Raw genomic sequence first — 16703 nt, 5'->3', positions numbered from 1 at the left:
CTTTGGGTAGAACGAGTTCTATTCTGTGATTGCGTTCAATTTAGAACCAGTCCGGTACATAAATGTACCGATGCGGAAATGGTGTTCCGCACGGAGTACGTGATGCTCAGGAGCGAAAGACATGGCAACACTCCAGACCCCGCCCGCCTACGAGTTGTCGCATTTGCGGGCACTCGAAGCGGAGGCGGTCCATATTTTCCGCGAAGTCGCAGCGACTTTCGAAAAGCCGGTCCTCCTGTTCTCCGGAGGTAAGGATTCCGTCGTGATGCTGCACGTAGCGGCCAAGGCATTCTGGCCTGCTCCATTGCCGTTCGCCGTGATGCACGTCGACACCGGTCACAATTTCGACGAGGTGATCGAGTTCCGCGACCGCACGGTCGATCGCTTCAACCTGCGTCTTGTCGTCTCCAGCGTGCAGGACGACATCGACGCCGGACGCGTCATCGAGGACACCGGAGTCGGTTCGAGTCGCAATCGCCTGCAGACGCACGCGTTGCTGCGCGGAATTCGCGACAACAAGTTCGACGCCGTGTTCGGTGGTGCTCGCCGAGACGAGGAGAAGGCGCGCGCCAAAGAAAGGGTGTTCAGCTTCCGGGACGAGTTCGGGCAGTGGGATCCCAAGGTGCAGCGACCTGAACTGTGGAACCTGTACAACGGCAAACACCGTAAGGGTGAACACATTCGGATCTTCCCGCTTTCCAACTGGACAGAGCTCGATATCTGGCAGTACATCGAGAAGGAACGGATCGACCTTCCCGGCATCTACTACGCCCATCGTCGCGAAGTCGTTCCGCGCGACGGAATGTTGTTGGCACGCACCCGCTTCCTCGAGCTTCGCGCCGGCGAGGAGTCCTACGAGGCGTTGGTGCGCTTCCGTACGGTCGGCGACGCAACGTGTACCGGATGCGTCGAATCGTCGGCCGAAACACCGGCCGCTGTCGTGGAAGAAGTTGCGGCGAGCCGTATCACGGAGCGTGGCGCAACCAGAGCTGATGACCGGATTTCCGAAGCTGGCATGGAAGATCGTAAGAAAGAGGGGTACTTCTGATGCCGCAACTGCTGAGAGTCGCTACAGCGGGCAGTGTCGACGACGGGAAATCAACACTCATCGGCCGGTTGCTCTACGACTCCAAGTCGATCTTCGAGGACCAACTCGAGGCCGTGGAGCGGAGCAGTCGAGAACGCGGCGACGAGTACGCCAACCTCGCGCTACTGACCGACGGATTGCGCGCCGAGCGTGAACAGGGCATTACGATCGACGTCGCCCACCGGTACTTCGCGACGCCTCACCGGAAGTTCATCATCGCGGACACACCCGGGCACGAGCAGTACACCCGCAACATGGTGACCGGCGCTTCCACGGCCGACCTTGCCCTGATCCTGGTGGACGCACGCAAGGGTGTGCTCGAACAGACGCGGCGGCACGCTTTCTTGTCGACTCTCCTGGGGATACCCCACCTCGTGCTGTGTGTGAACAAAATGGACCTCGTGGGCTGGTCTCAGGAACGGTTCGAGGAGATCAAGGAAGAATTCCGGCAATTCGCGATCAAACTGGACGTCCACGATCTGACGTTCATTCCGGTGTCGGCGCTGTTGGGGGACAACATCGTTGCCCGGACCGAGAACATGTCCTGGTACGACGGGCCTTCTCTGCTGCACCATCTCGAGCAGGTGCACATCGCTTCGGATCGCAACTTGATCGACGCGCGTTTCCCGGTGCAGTACGTGATCCGTCCGCAGAAGCAAACGGATGCCGACCTCCACGATTTCCGGGGATACGCCGGAACGGTTGCCAGTGGCGTCTTCAAGCCCGGCGATGAAATTGTGGCATTACCTTCAGGATTCACCTCGACGGTGAAGGCAGTCCACGGGCCGGGCGGTGACGTGATCGACGAGGCGTTTGCGCCCTCGGCCGTCTGCATCGAGCTGGCCGACGATCTCGACGTCAGCCGAGGGGACCAATTGTGTCGGCTCAACAACCGGCCGCAGGTCGGGCAGGAAATCGATGCGATGGTCTGTTGGTTGACTGAACAGACCACCCTGTCGGAGAACAACCGCTACTCGTTGCTGCACACCACGCGCTCCACGAAAGCGCAGATCGTCAAGCTCGACTATCGCCTGGACGTGAATTCTCTGCACCGCGACGAGAAGGCAGAATCTCTGTCCCTCAACGAGATCGGTCGCATCTCGATCAAGACGCAGCAGCCGTTGATGTTCGATCCCTACCGCCGCAATCGGGTGACAGGCAGCTTCATTCTCGTGGACGAGACCACGGGTAATACCGTCGCGGCCGGAATGATCAACGGTCCGACACTCAAGGAATCGCGCGTCGTCTGGCACAGTGCGGAGGTTTCTCGCGAGGAACGTGCGACTGCCGGCGCCACCGTCTGGCTCACCGGTCTCTCGGCCTCGGGCAAGTCGACGATCGCCGTGGAACTCGAACGCCGCTTGGTGGCCGCGGGTATCCCCGCGTACCGCCTCGACGGCGACAACCTCCGGCACGGATTGAACGCGGATCTGGGATTCAGTGCCGAGGACCGAGCCGAGAACGTCCGCCGAGTCGGCTCGGTGGCGCAGCTGTTCGCTGATTCAGGTGCAGTGGCAGTGGCCTGCCTGATCAGCCCGTACCGCGAAGATCGTGATCGAGTGCGGGCGGCGCACGAGGCCGCCGGGCTGAAGTTCGTCGAGGTTTACGTCGACACCCCGATCGAGCAATGTGAAGCCCGAGACCCCAAGGGGATGTACGCCAAGGCCAGGGCCGGGGAAATCAAGGGTTTCACCGGAGTCGACGATCCGTACGAGGCTCCAGCCAGTGCCGAGCTGGTGATCAGACCCGAAGACGGAACGCCTACCGAACTTGCGCTGCGAATTATGGAAGTGTTGGACCGGTGAGCGAATCCACACACAGCAGAATCGCCGACGAGGCACTCGCGGCGGAATTGGCGCAGGCCGCTGGTGCGATCCTCCTGGGGATCCGAGCCGAGGGCCTGGGTGTCGACGACGGTCGTGAGCTAGGTCGCCGGGGCGACAAGGCCGCCGATTCCTACATCCTCGACCGGTTGGCCGCCGAGCGGCCGGAGGATTCCGTGCTCTCGGAGGAGTCTGCCGATGATCGCAATCGTCTGGACGCATCCCGGGTTTGGATCATCGATCCGCTGGACGGCTCCAAGGAATACGGCTTGCCGGATCACGCGGATTGGGCAGTGCACGTGGCGCTTTGGGAGCGCGGTAGCGGAATTACCGCAGCCGCGGTTGCTCAGCCGGCGCTCGGAGCGGTGTACTCCAGTGGCGACGAGGCCGATTCGGTTCCCGCGAATTCGCCGCTCCGCGTAGTAGTCAGCGGATCGCGACCACCCGCATTCACCGAAGCGGTGGCAGCCGAACTCGGCGCCGACGTGGTGCACATGGGATCGGCCGGCGCCAAGGCGATGGCGGTGGTGCGAGGCGAGGTCGACGCCTACCTGCACGCCGGTGGGCAGTGGGAATGGGATTCGGCTGCACCCGTCGGCGTCGCACAGGCGGCCGGGCTGCATTGCAGCCGCATCGACGGTTCACCGCTGCTCTACAACGAATCTCATCCCTACCTTCCGGATCTCGTGATCTGCCGACCGGAGTTGGCTGAGTCGATCCTGGGTGCAATTGCCAAGCACTCCACGGAGTCTGCGGTCAGTGGGCGCGTCGCTATGGCGCGTGAATACGTGAACGCATTGCTCACTCACGACGCAACGAAGGTCCGATTCGCCGCTGACGCCTGGCGAGTCGAGAACGGTCAGCGAACCGGTGACACCGGCGCTTTCATCAGCAACGAGCTCGAACAGGGGCAGCAATATCGCGGAATCGTGGCGATACGTGAACTCGCGCTGCGTGAGTGGGGCGAGAGCGTCGTCGCGCGGTATCTGCTCGACCTCGGAACACCTGGCCAGGCACCGGCCGTCACAGTTTTCGTCACCGAGTACTTCGGGATACCGGCAGGCGAGATCGAAAGCATCCTGGCAATCATCGAACCCTACGAAAACGATTCGAAAGAGGCTGGAACACAATGACATCGGATAAGCTGATCACCGATTTCTGTGCGCTGTGGGCGGACGCCGATGTTGCAAAGATCGTCGACTACTTCACCGATGACGTCGTTTATCACAACATTCCGATGGAGCCCGTGGTCGGTCGCGAGGCCGTCCGGGCGTTCATCGAGCAGTTTGTCGGTGCCTTCGGCAACATCGACTTTCAGATCAAGCGTCAGGTCGCGGACGGCAACACCGTCATGAACGAGCGCGTCGACGTCTTCACCATCAACGGCGCCGAGGTAGCGCTCCCGGTCATGGGGGTATTCGAAGTCGAGGACGGAAAGATCAAAGCCTGGCGCGACTATTTCGACATGGCACCGATCAACGCGGCAGCCGGCCAGGCCTGATCGGGGCGCCTATTCCGCGATGACAGCGTGCGGGTAGTCCGCCGAACGGTGCTGGAAACGCGTAATGGCGGGATTCACGATGACGCCGTCACGGATTTCGATGGCGCGGTCGACGGTCTCGTCTGCCTTCCAGGCCGTCTCTCCTGCCATCACAGTGGGCAGGTAGGGAAGAAGTGATTCGCTGATCTCCCACGACGCGGAGTTCCACAGGTACGACGGGCTGTGATCGACGCCGTAGTAAGTGATGTTGTCGCCGACGATGAAGGTCGGATCCGCGAACGAGGTGGGACGAGCCCAGCTGAACCCCATGCCTTCGTCGCACGAGACGTCGACGATGAGGCTTCCCGGTTGGAAGTCCATGAGATCTTCCTCGGTCAGGAACGTCAGCGGGGCATCCGTGTTCTGCAGTACGCAGTTGACGACGATGTCGTGCTCGGCCAGGAAGCCCGGTACCGGCACGCTGTGGTTGTCGAGCATGACGTGGCTGCCGCGGACATCGCCGTTGTTGTTGTCGAACGAGACCATTCGCGCCGAGTGGATAGGGGAGCTGACGGCGGTGACGCCGCGCTGAGTCAGTACGTCCACTTCGTGGATACCGTGCGCCTTGAGTGCAGTGACGGCGCCGCGTGCAGTGGCACCGAAACCGATCACGGCGGCAGTGAGACGGCGGCCGTAGTCTCCGGTGGAACCGATCAACTGCAGGGCGTGTAGTACCGAGCAATAGCCGGCCAACTCGTTGTTCTTGTGGAACACGTGCAGATTGAACGATCCGTCGCTGTGCCAGAAGTTCATCGCTTCGAAGGCGATGAGAGTCAGTTTCTTGTCGATCGCGATCTGTGTCAGCTCGGTGTCCTGGACACAGTGCGGCCAGCCCCAGAGAACCTGACCCGACCGAAGTTCGGCGAGGTCACGCACCAACGGCTTCGGTAGCAGAACCACATCGGTTTCCGCCAAAATCTGCTTGCGCGTGCGGATTCCGGCCACCAGACGTGAGAGGTAGTCGTCGGAGTAGCCGAAGGGGTGGCCGTAACCCTCTTCGAGGTAGATCCGAGAACGTAGTTCGGCATCGATGCGATCGAAATGCGCAGGATGGATCGGCAACCGGCGTTCTGCCGGTTTGCTCGACTGTCCGATGACTCCAAGGGTGCGTGCGTTGTTCAATTGTGTATCTCTCGATAGGAGCAGGTAGAGATGTCAGGCAGGCGCCTGAGGGACTAGCAGAAGCCGCAGGAACGCTGGCAGATTGCCTCGGCCAGGATCGCGTGAAGGCGTGCCGGCTGCGCTGCTGTCGATCGCCGACGGCAACAGAAAGGCGCGCCGGTATGTGCTCAGTCTAGTCCTGAACGGTCCTCGCCCGGCGGCCGGGCGAGGTGCGGTGCTGCTCCGACGTAGGGCTACTGCTCGCGCAGGCGTGAATCCAGCACGGCCAGTTGAATTTTGCTGGCATCCGTGTGTACTTGACGACCTTTGTCGGTGACGTCGATGAAGACTCCGCGCCGGTCAGCCTCGCACAGTGCTCGCTGAACCAGTCCGGCCTTCTCGAGGCGGGCGACGCTGCGGGAGAGCGCACTGGGACTCAGGTACATCTCCGAAGCCAGATCCTGCATCCGTGGACGCTCACACGAGGTGTCCATGAGTCGGTCGAGGGCCTCGAAGTCGCTCATACTCAGGCCGTGCGCCGACTGCATCTGGCGATCGAGTTCGCACGCGATGTCGTTGTAGCTGGTCGACAACGAGCGCCAGGTGTTGCGCAATTCCGATTCCGACGTCACGACCGCATTCTAGTTGAAGACTCGATTACGTGCAATTGCATTAAATGCTTGTGCATTAAGTGCATGTGCATCTATTCTCGCTGACGTGACTTGCACAGACTCGACACTCAAACCATTCGATTCGCCGGAATCCCCGGGTTCTACGGAATCCACGGATCCGGCCACAGGAGAGGGCTGGTCCCTCAAGCTGTGGGGCATCCTCGCGGTGCTCTGCCTCGTGTTGTTCCTCGACGGTCTCGATGTGTCGATGGTGGGCGTCGCTCTACCGTCCATCGGCAACGAACTGGGCCTGTCCACTACTTCGCTGCAGTGGATCATCAACGGCTATGTCCTCGGATTCGGCGGCTTGTTGCTACTCGGTGGACGTACCGCCGATCTTCTCGGGCGCAGGAAGGTCTTCCTGATCGCGCTGACCGTGTTCGCAATCGCTTCGCTGGTCGGTGGCCTCGTCGACAACGGAACACTGCTGATTGCATCACGATTCGTGAAGGGACTGGCTGCCGCCTTCACCGCTCCGACCGCAATGTCCATTCTCACCACGACGTTCAAGGAGGGCCCGGCCCGTAACCGTGCGCTGTCCGTGTTCTCCGTGTTCGGCGCCAGTGGTTACTCGTCGGGCCTGATCCTGGGTGGGCTGTTGACCAGTGCCGGTTGGCGGTTCACGTTCCTGATGCCGGTCCCGTTTGCCGTCATCGCGCTGATCGGTGGGTACTTCCTCATTCCGCGGGACCGTCCCGCAGATACCGGGGGACACGACCTCGTCGGCGCCGTCACCCTGGTGACGGGAATGCTTCTCACGGTCTACACGATGGTCTCGGCTCCGACCCGTGGGTGGGCACACCCGATGACGCTGGGTTCGTTCGCCGTCGCAGCCGTGCTTCTGGCGACGTTCTTTTTCGTCGAGAAGAAGGTGGCTCATCCACTTGTGCGACTTGGGCTTCTGCGCGTCGGCACCATCGTTCGTGCGAATCTGGCCATCATCGCGCTCTTCGGTTCCTACCTGAGCTTCCAGTTCATGATGACGATCTTCCTGCAGTCGGCCCTCGGCTGGTCGCCCCTGAAGATGGCGATGGCACTGCTCCCCGCGGGCATCATCGTCGCCTTCGGATCGCCGTTCGTCGGACGGCTGGTCGACTTGTACGGCAGTGCCAAGCTCATCATCGCGGCACTGACCTCGCTCAGCGTCGGGTACCTCTGGTTCCTCTTCGCGGGCAGCGATTCACCGTCGTACGTCGTGGCGATTCTGCCGAGCGTCATCCTGCTCGGACTCGGATTCGCGTTGGGGTACACCTCGATCATGGCCCAGGCCACCTCCGGCGTCGACGATTCGGAGCAGGGTTTGGCGTCCGGGCTGGTGAACACGTCCGCTCAGGTCGGTGCGGCGCTCGTACTCGCTCTGACTACCGCCCTCGTGACCGCCGGATCGCACACCGCATCCGGTGCCGGTACCGCCGGATTCGAACAGTTCCATCCCGGACTGATCCTGGTTACCGGAGTCGCGCTGGTGGGCTTGGCGATCACCGTCTCGCCGCTGGTACGTGGAAGGTCGCTGAGGGGAAACTCGGCGAGTGACAGGCGCGCTGAGGAAGAAAAGGAATTGGCCGAGGTCAACTGAATACTTGCTTCATCCGCGAATGCGCTCGGCCGCGTAGGAGACAATCCTGCGCGGCCGAGTTGCTGTGTCTGAACTATCGGGTGGCAGATTTCGGGGCTGCGTCTTTCGGGGCTGCGTCTTTCAGGGCTGCGTCGAAACTCGTCGACGTAGCTTGCGAACCGAGAATCAAGGCAAGGCGCACCAACATGGCTTCGCGGTCGGACGGATCAGCCTGATCCAGTGCATTCGACAGTGTCAACCAGATGTGCTCGCGGTGGCCCTCGTCGTCGATCACCGCAGTTGTCGCCGACTGTGCCGTATCGAAGTGTGTCGGCGCAGTGCCGGCGGTGAGGTGCTTGGCCACGTCGTTCAATTGCGTGGGATCGCTGATGCGGCATAGCGCCAATCCGTCGGGCCGAATCACGAAGATCTCGCCGACACGAGCACCGAGGGCAGATGCGAGATTGCCTTCGGCATCGGGAATCGTGGAGTCGGTAGTTCCCGCGGTGATCACCCGTACGGTTTCCGGTGCAAGGGCCTGAGCAAGGATTTCGGCTTGCGTGTCGAGTTCGGATACCAGCTCAGCTGACAGTCCGAAAGCCAGCAGGCCGAATCCAGTACCGCGCAGACTGTTCAAGGAGGTTTTCGAACCGTCCGCCGAGACCTGGACGACTCTGTCCTCCAGCGGATCCCCGGGTAGTACGCCCTCGGTGCCCGCAGCTGTGGGCCACGTCAGCGGCGAGAGACGGGCGTGCGTTGCACTCGACTGGCGCGGGTTGATGAGGTGCGCGAATTCGCTTCGCTTGGTGGCGAGTTCGAGTACGGCGTCGCGGGTGGTTCGGTAGCCGTGACTGCCGGGCGACATGATGAGCGTCGACTTGCCTGCATTGTCGACGTTCTGCTGCCACGCGCTACGACGTTCCTTCGAATACGCGTCGAGGATGGCGGTATCGGCAGCTCCGTTGATGACGGCCGCCAGTTGCCACACCAGGGTCTCGGCATCTTCCATGCCAGAGTTGAGGCCACGAACACCGAAGATCGGAACGAGATGCGCGGCGTCGCCGGCAAAGAGCACACGGCCGTGAGTGAAATCTTCCAGGGCGAGTGCATGGGCGCGGTAGAAGCCGAACCATTCCAGGGTCCAGGGGATATCGCTCTCGAGCCATTCGAGGTGACGCGTGATGCGGTCACGGATGCGATCTTCTTGCGTCTCCGCCTCCGGATCGTCCGACGCGTCGAGCTGGTAGTCGATGCGCCAGATGTCCCGTGGTTGGCGGTGCATGATGATCGTGGAGCCCGGGTTGCTGGGTGCGTCGAACCACACCAGACGCTCGGCCGGGAGTTCCGATTCCCAATGAATGTCGGCAATGACGTAGTTGCCCTCGTAGCTGTTGCCCTGCAAGCGGATTCCGCTGAGTTCGCGCATCTTGCTGCGTCCACCGTCGGCAGCCACGACCCACGCCGCACGCAGTTCGCGGGTTCCGAACGCGGTGTCGACGGTCAGAGTTACCTCGTCGTCACCGCCGGAGATGCCGGCGATCGACGACGACCAGTGGAAGTTCACCAGTGGGTGGGCGAGCAATTTGTCGGTCATGATCTGTTCGAACTCGGATTGCGAGACGTTGACCATGGGTCCGCGCGCGTCGTGCTCGGCGGATGCCATCCGGAACTGCAGTACTTCCTGATCGCGGTAGTAACTCCGACCACCCACCCACGGCAGAACGATGTCTTCGAGCTCGGCACCGAAACCAAGGCGTTCGGCAACTTCGAGGCTGTGCCGTGACACGCAGATCGCGCGACTGCCGAACGAGACCTGATCGGCCGCTTCGAGAATCGTGACGGCAATGCCGCGCTGCGCCAAGCCCATGGCTACGCCCATGCCGACTGGGCCGGCTCCGACGATCACGACGGGAAGTGCGTCGGCCGAAGGCGCCAGGGAAGCGAAGTCCTCGGGTGCGTACTTCTTCGGATGAAAGTAGGTCGACATGGTCACGAGGCTTTCTGTGCGGCAGTGTTTTTCGGGATCAGTTGAGGTTCCGGGAGTAGCAGGATGGAAACCAAGCTGATCACGGCAATGATCACGAAGTAGACGGTGATGGCGAACGAGGTGTCGAAGGCGGCGTAGAGCGCGGTGGCGATCATCGGGGCCAGACCGCCGCCGAGGATTGCGCCGATCTGGTAGCCGAGTGACGCTCCGCTGTAGCGGATGTGTGCGGGGAACAATTCGGCGAACAGCGCCGCTTGTGGGCCGGCGCAGCAGCCGAGCGTGAAGCCGAGGGCGATCATCGATACGAGCATCACCGGGACGATCGCTGTGTCGATCAGCGGAAAGAACACCGCTGCCGCCACTACCAGGGCGATCGAACTGCGGATGTAGACGGTCCGGCGTCCGAGAGTGTCCGACTTGTGAGCGCTGAAAGCCATTCCCGCCATCCAGAACGGGCAGGATGCGATGAGGAGGAAGAGCATCGTGGTTTTGCTGAAGCCGAGTTCGGACTCGCCGTATTTGAGCACGTAAACCATGTACGCGTACGCAATTCCGTTGGTGGCGATGAAGGTTCCACCGGCGAGGAGCACTGTCTTCCAGTGTCTGGTGAGAACCTCGAGAATCGGCATGGACTCCGCCGGTGCTTCGGACTTCGAAGCGGTGAACTCGTCACTTTCCTCGAGGCCGAGACGGATCCACATCGCAACGCCCACAAGAACTGCGCTGAGCAGGAACGGGATTCGCCATCCCCAGGAGTTGAATGCATCGTCGTCCATGAAGGCGGCGAGGGGGAGATAGACGAGATTGGCCACCAGTACGCCTGCGGGAACACCGATTTGTGGTGCGCTGCCGTACAGCCCCTTCTTGCCCTCCGGTGCGTTTTCGGTGGCGACCAGAACTGCGCCGCCCCACTCGCCGCCGACACCGAGTCCCTGAACGAATCGCAAGGTCACCAGGAGTATGGGGGCGAAGACGCCGATGGCGGCGTAGTTGGGTAGCAGGCCGATGGCAACGGTTGCGCAGCCCATCAGCATCAACGAGGTGACCAACATGGATTTGCGTCCGATGCGGTCGCCGAAGTGGCCCATCACGATTCCGCCGATGGGACGCGCGACGAATCCGACGGCGAGGGTGGCGAAGGCGGCCAGGGTGCCGGCCAGATCGGACGTGCCGGGGAAGAACTGCTTGCCGAGCACGAGCGCGGCGGCGGTGCCGTAGATGAAGAAGTCGTACCACTCGATGGCGGTGCCGACAAAGCTGCCGAGTGCGGCCTTGCGCGCCTTGACCGTCGCGGCGGTGCGCGTAGCGGTCGGTGAGGCGATGGAGGTCATGAAGTGCCTTTCGAGATGAATGTGGCTTGAAGAAACAATGACGTGCGCCACAACAATTGAAAAGCGAAAGAATTGGAGGTTCTTGCACGGAAAATCCGTGGAATCAGCTCCGCTGCCTGGTAGTGGGACTATTGGGCAGGTTCCGAGGGTGAAACGAATTCTATGAAAGCGCGTGCGACGCGGCTGAGGCGAGTGTTCTGGTGCCACGCGAGAACTACGTGCACCGACGGCACGACAGGGGAAGCGATGGTCTTGACGACTACCTCGAGCCCCTCGTACGTGACGTCCATCTTGGGGCGCTGGAGCAACAGCGTCCAGCCGAGTCCGCGTCCGACAAATGCCCGCGCCGTCTCGAAGTTCGCGGTTCTGTATGCAACCTTCGGGATGAATCCGCCTGCGCGGCAGACGTCGAGCGCGTGTTTGGTGCTCGGCGGCGCGTCGAGGAGAACCATCGGGTGTTCCGCGAGATCCGGAAGATGGATCGGTCGCTCGGACCGCGCGAGTGGGTGTTCTGCACCCAGGACGATCAAGGGTTCGCGGATGGCCAACGGAACTGTGCGCAATTGTGGAGACAGGTCCAGGTCGTAAGCGATCGCGAGGTCCAACTCGCCGTTCTCGAGATGTGTCTGGAGCCGATTCTGAGTGTCCTCGCGGAACTCCACCTGCGCGTCGGGATTCTCACGGGTGAACCCGGCGATCATCGACGGCAATACCGTCGGCCCCAGAGCAGGATAGCAACCGATCGCGATGGGCCCCGACACGCTTCCGCCGGTTCCGAGCGCATCGGATTCGAGCTCCCCGGCTTGCTGAAGTAGCGCCCGGGCGCGCACCAGAACGGATTCACCGGTGCGGGTCAGTTGAATGCCGAATGAGCGACGGCGAACGCACAGTTGAACTTTGAGCGCGCGTTCGAGTTCGGTGAGCGACGCGGACAGGGCGGAGGGGGAGAGGTGCAAGCGCTCGGCCGCGGCGCTGATCGTCCCGGTCTCGGCTACCGCGACAAACGCAGCCAGCTGACGCATCGTGTACGTGGGAGCAGGATCGATGCGAGGCATGAGATCGACAGTAGTCGGATAGATTGCCCTGAATATTTTGGTGCGGCACCGTGGAGAAGTCGACGATCAATCGCTGACCTGCGTCTTCGTGGTGCCCCCGGCAGGATTCGAACCTGCGACCTTTCGCTCCGGAGGCGAACGCTCTATCCCCTGAGCTACGGGGGCGCACCGAACTTTCGGTGTGCCGATTGGGCTGCGTTAGCGTAGCGCATCACGGGGGGCCAAGACCAAACCGGCACCCGTCTCGGCATGGCGTCGTCGCGGGAGGCAGTCGAGGATGCGGCCGGGGACCATGGTCGTCGAATCATCTGTACCGACTGACTCGGATGCTTTTTACGCCTAGGCTCGGCTCTGAGCACAGGCTCGGGCGGACTGCTCGGGCACCCTCGTGAGGTACGGGAGTCGTTGATGACCGATCACCACTATTCCGAAGACCAGCTCGCGCTCGACCTGAAGTGGTGGGCAGCGGCCAACTACCTGACCGTTGCGCAGATCTATCTGAAAGACAACACGCTTCTGCGGGAACCGTTGCGAGCCGAGCACATCAAGCCTCGACTGCTCGGACACTGGGGGACCAGCCCTGGCCTGTCGATGATCTACACGCTCCTCAATCGGCACATCGTCGCCACTGATGCTGACTGGCTGTACGTCACGGGCCCGGGGCACGGCGGCCCGGCGCTGGTCGCGTCGACGTATCTCGAGGGAACGTATTCGGAGATCTATCCGGAAGTCTCGGACGACGCCGAGGGTATCCACCGGATGTGTCGGCGATTCTCGGCTCCCGGCGGAGTGCCCAGCCATGTGAGTGTGCAGACACCCGGAAGCATCCACGAAGGCGGCGAGCTCGGCTACGCCCTTGCACATGCGGCCGGCGCTGCCTTCGATCATCCGAACCTCGTGGTGGCCTGTGTGATCGGCGACGGCGAAGCGGAGACCGGGCCGTTGTCCGGCTCGTGGAAGCTCCCGGCGTTCCTCAATCCACGACGCGACGGCGCGGTGTTGCCGATCCTGCACGTGAACGGCGCCAAGATCGCGGGCCCGACCGTGTACGGGCGCAGCAGCGACGAGGACATTCAGGCCTACCTCGGCGGCCAGGGGTGGGCGCCGATCGTCGTCTCCGGTGACGACCCCGACGTCGTGTTTCCTCAGTTGTATCAAGCGATCTCGCAGGCACACGAGAAGATCCGCGAGATGCAGGGTGCCGCACGCCGCGGCGACGAGTGGACGGGTTCGTGGCCGGCAATAGTCTTGCGGACGCCGAAAGGATGGACCGGTCCGCACACCGTCGACGGAATCTTGGTCGAGGGCACACATCGTGCGCACCAGGTGCCGTTGTCCGGCGTGCGAACCAACGAATCGCATCTGCGGCAACTCGAAGAGTGGATGCGGTCGTACCGTCCGGACGAGTTGTTCGACGCCAACGGATCACTGGCCGCGGAACTGGCGGCGCTCTCGCCGGCGGGGGACAAACGCATGGGGAGCACTCCCTACGCGAACGGTGGGCGACTTCGCGTCGATCTCCCGATGCCGCCGCTCGAAAAGTACGCGCTTCCCATTCAATCCCCGGGTTCGACCTTCCACGAGACGACACGAGTTCTCGGCGAGCTTCTGCGCGACATCTACGCCGCCACGGAAACCGAGGACAGCGGCGGGATCTTCCGACTCTTCTGTCCGGACGAGACGTCGAGCAATCGCCTCGGCGCCGTGTTCGAGACAACCGACCGCTGCTGGCAACTGCCGATCACCGACTACGACGACGGACTGTCCTCGGACGGTCGTGTCATGGAGGTCCTCAGCGAGCACCTCTGCGAGGGTTGGCTCGAGGGCTATCTGTTGTCCGGTCGACACGGGATGTTCGCGAGCTACGAAGCGTTTGCGATGGTGAGTGTCTCGATGCTCATCCAGCACGCCAAGTGGCTCCAACATGCCGTCGACCTGCCGTGGCGGGCGTCCGTCGCTTCGCTCAACGTGCTGCTGACCAGTACATGCTGGCGCAACGACCACAACGGATTCAGTCATCAGGGCCCCGGCATGATCGACGCCGTTATTCCATTGGCACCCAGTGTGATCCGCGTGTGGCTACCGCCGGACTCCAACACCTTGCTCTCGATCTCGGACCACTGCCTGCGTAGTACCGACCACGTCAACCTGATAGTCGTGGACAAGCAACCGCACCTGCAATACCTCACGCTCGAGCAAGCGCACGAGCACTGCGCGGCGGGCGCTTCGGTGTGGGAATGGGCCGGAACCGAAGCACGCGGACAGGAACCGGACGTGGTCCTGGCCGCTGCGGGAGATGTGCCGACGCAGGAGATCCTGGCTGCTGCACAGTTGCTGCGCGATCACACGCCAGAACTGATCACCCGCGTCGTCAACGTCGTCGATCTGATGGCCTTGCTGACGCCAACCGAGCATCCCCACGGATTTGGGGAGCGTGTCTTCCTCGATTTGTTCACCGCGCAGACCGACGTCGTGTTCGCATTCCACGGATACTCGCGTGCGGTGCACGAACTGATTCACGGGCGTCCGAGTCCCGAACGCTTCCACGTTCGCGGATTCAGTGAACAGGGAACAACCACAACACCGTTCGACATGGTTGTCCTCAACAAGATGAGCCGCTACCACCTGGTGATCGAGGCGCTACGACGCTCCAAGCGTCGGCCGGCCGGGGCGTCCGAGTTGGCGGAGTTCTGCCGCACACAGCTCGAAAAGCACTCGCGTTACATCGTCGAGCACCTCGAAGACATGCCGGAGGTAGAAAACTGGGCCTGGTCCTGAAATTCAGGACCAGGCCCAGTTGGGTCTGAACATTCTCGGTTCAGCTCAGTGCAGTGCAGTGCAGTGCAGTGCAGTGCAGTGCAGTGCAGTTCAGTTCATGGGCAGCGGCACTGCGCCGCGAGCTGCCAACATGTCGGTCATCAGCTTGGACTCGCTCTGCTGCGTGTTGACCATGGTCTGCGCCAGGCTGCGCACCGGACCCTCGGTGGCGTCGGCAGCTGCGTACTCCATCATCGGAAGCCCACCTTCGTGGTGACGAAGCATCAACTGCAGGAACAAGGTGTCGAGTTGCAGGCCTTCCGCCGCGCGGAGAGCCGCGAGGTCCTCGGGGGACGCCATGCCGGGCATCGTGTCGACCGGGCCGGAATGAGCCATGTCCATCGTGGCCGAAGTCCCGTGCGATCCGTGGCCGGAGCCCGAATCCGACGACATCCACTCCATGTACGGACCCACCTTGGACAGCGGCTGATCCCACATGGTCAGCCACGCCTGCATCTGACCGAGCTGGTTCTGCTGCGTGGTCAAGATGTCGAACGCCAGCGTGCGTACGTCGTTGTCCGTGGACTTCGTCAGGGCGATGGACGCCATGTCCACGGCCTGGCTGTGATGCACGCTCATGTCCTGCGCGAAGCCCACGTCCACCGAATCCGATGCCGGAACGGTCAGTGACGACTTCGCATCGGGTCCGAGGAGGTTGGTCAGTGCGCCGAGGGCAAAACCGACGGCGATCGCGCCGATCAGACCGATGATCAGCAGTGCGGTGCGCTGACTCGGCTTCGAAGGCTGATCGGTGGTCTCTGAACTATTCACCGGACTATCCACCGGCGGGAATCTGCTCGTCGGTGGCCGGGGTAGCGCCCGTGCCGTCCATCTGGATGGCGTCGGCGCCCGGAGGCGTCGGATCGAACGGCGACGTCGACGGGGTGAACAGCGGGTTGGTGCAGCTCGCTCCGACCTCGGGGTAGACGTTCGGGTTCTGGTTCAGGGCGGTGATGAACTGATCGATGCGATCGTCGTCGGCCTTGTCGATCTCGAGGCGATGGCCCCACGACTGCAGAGAAATGGGGCTGCTCTGGCCGGGGTACGGCGACATCAGCATGTAGGACTTGCCGTTGACGCGTCCGGCGAGGCTGTCGATCTGGTCCTGGTCGACGAGATCGGGGTTGTACGTGATCCAGATGGCGCCGTGCTCGAGCGAGTGGACGGCGTTCTCGGTGCGAATCGGGTCGGCGTACACGGTTCCGGTGCAGTTCGCCCAGGTGGCGTCGTGCGGGCCACCGAACGGCGGGGTCTGGTCGTACGCCACGCGCTGAGTGGAATCGACGTGCTGGCCGGCCGGGTACTCGATCTTGAGGACGCCGTCGATCTTGTCGGACGGATCCTTGTTCTCGGAGCTGTACTTGTACGGCTCGAGGGCCTGCCGCTCCTCGACCTTGGGCCACAGATTGATACCGAGCACGGCGATGAGTGCGAGCACAGCCACACCGGCGCCGATCGACAGCCAGGGGATCTGGCGGGGAGCGGGGACGCCGCCCTTGCCCTTCTTGGCCGGCCGACTGTTCTTGTTGGCGGCCTTGATGGCCTTGGCTGATTTGGCCCCGGAGTTCTTGTTGGGACCGCGACTATCGGAACCGCTTGGCATCGATTGGGCTCTTTCGGTGTGTGGGCTTGAGGTGTGGCGCGCCCGCGCATGAAGGTACGCGGTGGTAGCTCGGGCATTACCACTGTACTTTCCGAGTCTGAGGGCAAACTTTGAGAGTGGCGTGCGACACGCC

13 protein-coding genes and 1 tRNA gene are annotated in these 16703 nt (G+C 62.4%); 6 read left to right on the top strand and 8 right to left on the bottom strand.

Annotation, left to right across the window (positions count from 1 at the left end; genetic code table 11):
• The first annotated feature begins 121 nt into the window (after positions 1–121).
• From cysD to QM596_RS28245, 4 genes are read left to right on the top strand one after another with little or no spacing between them, the layout of a single operon-like run.
• Positions 122–1048, top strand: coding sequence for a sulfate adenylyltransferase subunit CysD (gene cysD / locus QM596_RS28260; RefSeq protein ID WP_019749195.1), 927 nt, complete (start codon positions 122–124; stop codon positions 1046–1048).
• A complete protein-coding gene (gene cysC / locus QM596_RS28255; protein WP_019749194.1) occupies positions 1048–2892 on the top strand; it encodes an adenylyl-sulfate kinase in 1845 nt (614 codons plus the stop codon). The genes cysD and cysC overlap by 1 nt, the downstream gene beginning before the upstream one ends.
• Positions 2889–4043: a 3'(2'),5'-bisphosphate nucleotidase CysQ gene (locus tag QM596_RS28250; protein ID WP_019749193.1), complete on the top strand. Its 1155-nt coding sequence runs from the start codon at positions 2889–2891 to the stop codon at positions 4041–4043. The genes cysC and QM596_RS28250 overlap by 4 nt, the downstream gene beginning before the upstream one ends.
• Positions 4040–4411 carry a nuclear transport factor 2 family protein gene (locus tag QM596_RS28245; RefSeq protein ID WP_007726173.1) on the top strand — a complete coding sequence of 124 codons (372 nt, stop codon included), beginning with the start codon at positions 4040–4042 and terminating at the stop codon, positions 4409–4411. The genes QM596_RS28250 and QM596_RS28245 overlap by 4 nt, the downstream gene beginning before the upstream one ends.
• A gap of 9 nt (positions 4412–4420) precedes the next feature.
• Here QM596_RS28245 and QM596_RS28240 read toward each other — a convergent pair whose 3' ends face one another.
• Complete coding sequence (locus QM596_RS28240) at positions 4421–5572, bottom strand: N(5)-(carboxyethyl)ornithine synthase (RefSeq protein WP_019749192.1); 1152 nt, start codon at positions 5570–5572, stop codon at positions 4421–4423.
• Positions 5573–5805: 233 nt separating this feature from the next.
• Positions 5806–6183: a MarR family winged helix-turn-helix transcriptional regulator gene (locus QM596_RS28235; RefSeq protein ID WP_019749191.1), complete on the bottom strand. Its 378-nt coding sequence runs from the start codon at positions 6181–6183 to the stop codon at positions 5806–5808.
• Positions 6184–6268: 85 nt separating this feature from the next.
• Here QM596_RS28235 and QM596_RS28230 point away from each other — a divergent pair, with 85 nt between their 5' ends.
• Positions 6269–7798, top strand: coding sequence for an MFS transporter (locus QM596_RS28230; protein WP_070385730.1), 1530 nt, complete (start codon positions 6269–6271; stop codon positions 7796–7798).
• A 73-nt stretch (positions 7799–7871) separates the two neighbouring features.
• Here the strand turns inward: QM596_RS28230 and QM596_RS28225 are convergent, their stop codons facing one another.
• From QM596_RS28225 to QM596_RS28210, 4 genes are all read right to left on the bottom strand, one after another.
• A complete protein-coding gene (locus QM596_RS28225) occupies positions 7872–9764 on the bottom strand; it encodes an FAD-dependent monooxygenase (RefSeq protein ID WP_283310544.1) in 1893 nt (630 codons plus the stop codon).
• Positions 9765–9766: 2 nt separating this feature from the next.
• On the bottom strand, positions 9767–11095 hold the full coding sequence (locus QM596_RS28220; protein ID WP_020908300.1) for an MFS transporter: 1329 nt from the start codon (positions 11093–11095) through the stop codon (positions 9767–9769).
• A gap of 128 nt (positions 11096–11223) precedes the next feature.
• Positions 11224–12150, bottom strand: a complete 927-nt coding sequence (locus QM596_RS28215) for a LysR substrate-binding domain-containing protein (RefSeq protein WP_020908299.1) — start codon at positions 12148–12150, stop codon at positions 11224–11226.
• 89 nt (positions 12151–12239) lie between these two features.
• Positions 12240–12315 (bottom strand) — tRNA-Arg (locus QM596_RS28210).
• A 243-nt stretch (positions 12316–12558) separates the two neighbouring features.
• Between QM596_RS28210 and QM596_RS28205 the strand changes: the two genes are divergently transcribed.
• Positions 12559–14928 (top strand): phosphoketolase family protein, encoded by a 2370-nt coding sequence (locus QM596_RS28205; RefSeq protein WP_283310452.1) that lies wholly within the window; start codon positions 12559–12561, stop codon positions 14926–14928.
• Positions 14929–15018: 90 nt separating this feature from the next.
• Here QM596_RS28205 and QM596_RS28200 read toward each other — a convergent pair whose 3' ends face one another.
• Both QM596_RS28200 and QM596_RS28195 read right to left on the bottom strand, forming a co-directional pair.
• The gene (locus QM596_RS28200) at positions 15019–15738 is read right to left on the bottom strand and encodes a DUF305 domain-containing protein (protein WP_019749185.1); all 720 of its coding nucleotides are present in this window, start codon (positions 15736–15738) and stop codon (positions 15019–15021) included.
• A gap of 4 nt (positions 15739–15742) precedes the next feature.
• A complete protein-coding gene (locus QM596_RS28195; RefSeq protein ID WP_003941378.1) occupies positions 15743–16570 on the bottom strand; it encodes a thioredoxin-like domain-containing protein in 828 nt (275 codons plus the stop codon).
• Positions 16571–16703: the final 133 nt, after the last annotated feature.

This window comes from Rhodococcus sp. IEGM 1406, from assembly GCF_030056745.1.
Lineage (GTDB): Bacteria > Actinomycetota > Actinomycetes > Mycobacteriales > Mycobacteriaceae > Rhodococcus_F > Rhodococcus_F erythropolis.
This window is presented reverse-complemented; position numbering and strand designations above follow the sequence as displayed.